The sequence below is a fragment of the Clostridium sp. AM34-9AC genome, assembly GCF_003480225.1.
Lineage (GTDB): Bacteria > Bacillota > Clostridia > Lachnospirales > Lachnospiraceae > Acetatifactor > Acetatifactor acetigignens.
Window position 1 is genome coordinate 1 of the sequence record NZ_QUIU01000006.1, and the last position, 3,888, is coordinate 3,888.

The 3,888-nt window shown below is 32.6% G+C and carries 4 protein-coding genes; all 4 read left to right on the forward strand.

Annotation, left to right across the window (positions count from 1 at the left end):
• Positions 1 to 123 precede the first annotated feature (123 nt).
• Positions 124 to 858, forward strand: coding sequence for a LytTR family DNA-binding domain-containing protein (locus DW835_RS04930; protein ID WP_008115734.1), 735 nt, complete (start codon positions 124 to 126; stop codon positions 856 to 858).
• An 8-nt stretch (positions 859 to 866) separates the two neighbouring features.
• On the forward strand, positions 867 to 2,159 hold the full coding sequence (locus DW835_RS04935; protein ID WP_055264418.1) for an ATP-binding protein: 1,293 nt from the start codon (positions 867 to 869) through the stop codon (positions 2,157 to 2,159).
• A gap of 156 nt (positions 2,160 to 2,315) precedes the next feature.
• Positions 2,316 to 2,972, forward strand: coding sequence for a DUF3879 family protein (locus DW835_RS04940; protein ID WP_008115737.1), 657 nt, complete (start codon positions 2,316 to 2,318; stop codon positions 2,970 to 2,972).
• Positions 2,973 to 3,037: 65 nt separating this feature from the next.
• On the forward strand, positions 3,038 to 3,781 hold the full coding sequence (locus DW835_RS04945; protein WP_055040720.1) for a hypothetical protein: 744 nt from the start codon (positions 3,038 to 3,040) through the stop codon (positions 3,779 to 3,781).
• Positions 3,782 to 3,888 lie beyond the last annotated feature (107 nt).

A 3,888-nucleotide genomic window follows, 5' to 3' on the forward strand; every position in this document is an offset into this window, starting at 1 on the left:
AAAAAAACTAATTAGCCAAGGCGCAGGATTTGACGTTTACTAATATGCAGAGTACTTTATATTTATTTAATGGAAAAATAAAAATTACCGATATAGTAGGAAGATAGGAAGAAGGTGAGTAATATGCTGGAAATTGCTGTTTGTGATGACGATATAGCAGATCTTGAGTGTGCAGTGAATATGCTGCATAAGATTTTTACAAGTCAAAAGATTGCTTATCATATAGAGAAATTTATGTCTGCAAATCAAATGCTTGAAAATATCAGTCGTATTGATATCGGAATTTTAGATATTTCGATGGAAGAACTGAATGGTATTAAACTGGGGAGAAAATTGAAAGAAAAATTTCCAGATGTGAAATTAGTGTATATTACGAGTTATGAAGAATATTGTATGCAGGTCATTAACGAAGTTCATGCATTTTCATTTCTATGTAAACCATTGGAATATGATAAACTGGAATTGCAGATATTGGAACTTCTGAATCAACTGCCGGATGCCATAGTAGAAAAGAATTTTTATAAAGTGACTGACAGCAATGGAAAAGAGTATCTGTCGATCAAACTGAAACTGAGGGATATTTTATATTTTGAATACATAAAAAGATCCAGAAAAGTACTGATAGCATTGTCTGATATTACATATGAGTATGATTGTATCTTTGAAAAACTGGTTGAAGAACTGCAACCATATGATTTTGTTGTGAATTGTAGAGGAAATCTGGTTAATTTAAGGCATATTGAAAAAATAAAGGACTTTATTATTTATATGGATAATGGAAAAGAACTTCAGATTGCACAAAGGAGAAGCAACGATTTTAGAGAAGAAGTAAATAAATTTTTGCAGAGAAATTCATAGGAGAAACGATGAATACGATTTTACTGGTATTATGTAATGCACTTTCATGTTTTATAATAAGTACGATATTATTTCAGTTTATGAATGGAAAGTATAAAAAGAGTAGTCGAAATAGATATGTATATATTGTGATTGAGACTACCACAGTAATATTTACATTCTGTATAAATATGCTCAATCATTCCATATTAAATCTAGTAGTCTGGGGCGTTTTGACGGGGATTATAGTATATGTTCTGTATTATGAGGATATAGATAAACCCTTAAGACGTATTATTGAATGTGAAGCATTAGTATTTTGTATGTCTGTCTGTGAATCATTGGGAGTGATTCTTTTACAATGCATTTTGCAAGCCGCAGATATAAAAAATGTGAATGAAACGATGCTTTATTGCCTTGAGGTAACATTTTCAAAGGTGATACTTATTTTTTTGTATTACACATTCATAAACAGGTTTGTGAAAAAAAGTGATGTCCCTTATTCAAAGACACGGTACATCATGTATGGAATTATACTTCTATACAGTCTGATTAACATGAGTGTAATTGTAGAGAATTTTAAAAATGGAGAAGAAAATTATTTGTGTGCAGTCAACATGGGATGTATTGTTCTGGCAGATTTATACCTTTTATATTTTGTAAAAATGGCAGATGAAAAGAACTATTACGAAAAGCAGTTGATCGCATTAGAGCAGCAGGCAAAGGTACAATACGAATACTATTTGACCCAGGCAAAAAAGTATGATCAAACCATTCAGATATTACATGATGTAAATAAGCATATTAAAGCAATCGAAGGGTTATATGGTGCAGAGCAGGAAAAAACGGCAGGAGAATATGCAACAAAGATCAGAGAGTTGTTGAAGCCGCTTATTCCGGTTCAATACACAGAAAATCCGATCTTGAATATACTTCTTACAGATAAAGAATCTGTTATGAGAGAAAAGGGGATTTCAGTAACAATAAAGGTAGATAATGTGAATTTGAATTTCATTGAACCAATCGACATTACAACTATTTTTGGAAATTTATTAGATAATGCGATTGAAGCAACAGAAAAGCTGAAAGGCGAGAAATATATTTGCATTAAGATTGGTTCATATCATAAGATGATAGTTGTCAGCATTGAAAATAATTGTAATGAAGTAAAGTGGAGAAATGGTTTTCCAGTATCAAATAAAGGAAAAAATGGTGGAATAGGATTGCTGAATGTTCAGAGCAGTATAAAAAAATATGATGGAGATTTAACATTGAAGAATGATGGAAATAAATTTGCTGCTGAGTTATTCCTTAATTCATAAAAGAGCATTTTTGGCTATTTTTTTGTAAAGAGTCTTACTTCGTGCAAAAAAATCGTACTTGGTGCAGAAAAGGTAAAATATCAGAAGGGGTGTGTCGATAGAAAAAAATAAAGTGGATGATACATATAAAAAATTTAATGATGGGAGGTTTCGCTTATGTCAAGAATTACGGACTACGGTTTTTTATTTCAAACAACATTTGGAACATCAAAAACAAATTTGGTCAACAATATTCAGTTGTCCAAAATGAACAGCAGTTCTGTACAAAAACAATTAAAAGCAGCAGGGATTGACACAAACAGTAAAAAGTATAAAGCAGCACTGAGTGAGATGATGAAGAATGGAAACGGTGCAATGTTTACAAATGTTCAGGCAATTAAGAACCTGATGAGCCAGTATGACAAAAATGGAGACTGGATTGATCCGAATACCGGATTAACAGGACTTGCTGTAACGGATGAGAACAGAAACAGTTATAAACATATCATTTCTATTCCAGAGAGCAGCCGGGAAGAAATGTTTGAACTGGCAAAGAAAGAATTCTTAAATGAAAACGGTACTTTAAATGGTGATACTACCAAAAGAGAGAGCGTATATAACAATTTATATAGAAAAATGGATAAAGATGACCGCTTATCAGCAGGCTGGACAATGGAACAATATGAACATCAATACAGACAGGCATTTGCAGAAGCAGCAAAAGCCGCTGATCCTACATGGAAAGCGGGTAAACCAATACCGGCTGGTGCATTGGATGGTATTACAAGGGAGTCGGCGGAAAGTGGCAGGAAGTCAGTAGATATAAAGTTATAGATAGATTTATTTGTGAGCCACGAGGTGAAACTAAGATAATGGGTTTTAAGGAGGAAAAATAGGATATGAAAATATCTAATTACATGAATAATACGAATTCAATAATGGAAAAAAATACTGATAAAGTACAGAAAGGAAATAGTCAGACAAACGAAAAACATACAGTGGGGCAATCAGTGAAGCTTTCGATTTCTAATGAGGGATTGGAGTATTATCGTAATCGTATACAGCAGAGTGGACAGGAAAAATATGATGATGTGGTTCAAAGAAAGGAACTGTTAGCGAGTAAAAAAATCAGTGATATTGATTATAGTTATGAAATTCAAAAGAAGGCAGCACAGCAGAATCAAAATGTTGATACAGGAAAAAGTGCCTTAAATATTACTGACAAGGCAAATAATTATGTTAAAGCATACGCAGAATTATATGATGAAATTGTGAAGGGCTATGAAAATGGAACCAGAGAAATATATGTAGCTGATGAAAATGGACCTCGTAAGCTTACAAAGGATGAAGAGTTAAGCAATTTAGATGCTGCATATAAAAAAACAGTGGATGACTTTGTGACAATGGAGACAACCAATCAGCATGCCCGTGGAATTATTGGTGAAGAAATGAATAAAATTTCAAAAATTACCACAAGGTCAACTTTGGCATCGGCTTACATTGAGGAGCAAAAAACCAGGGGGAAGGACGAAATCCCAGAAAATTTAACTGAGAAAATGTATGGTGCAATTACCTCATTTAAGGAGAAATATACAATGATTCAGCCTAATAGAGAGCAGTTATTGATGAGCATTAAGATTTGATGATGTTAGTACTATGATTTACAAATAAAAATAGTAATTACATATCATATTGAGGCTGAGAGAAATTAAATATCCAAGTCGTTCAATATAATAGAAATTATTTTAAG

Coding starts and splice junctions, on each gene's coding strand:
- DW835_RS04930 (WP_008115734.1), top strand. CDS start 124: ATGCTGGAAATTGCTGTTTGTGATGACGATATAGCAGATCTTGAGTGT.
- DW835_RS04935 (WP_055264418.1), top strand. CDS start 867: ATGAATACGATTTTACTGGTATTATGTAATGCACTTTCATGTTTTATA.
- DW835_RS04940 (WP_008115737.1), top strand. CDS start 2,316: ATGTCAAGAATTACGGACTACGGTTTTTTATTTCAAACAACATTTGGA.
- DW835_RS04945 (WP_055040720.1), top strand. CDS start 3,038: ATGAAAATATCTAATTACATGAATAATACGAATTCAATAATGGAAAAA.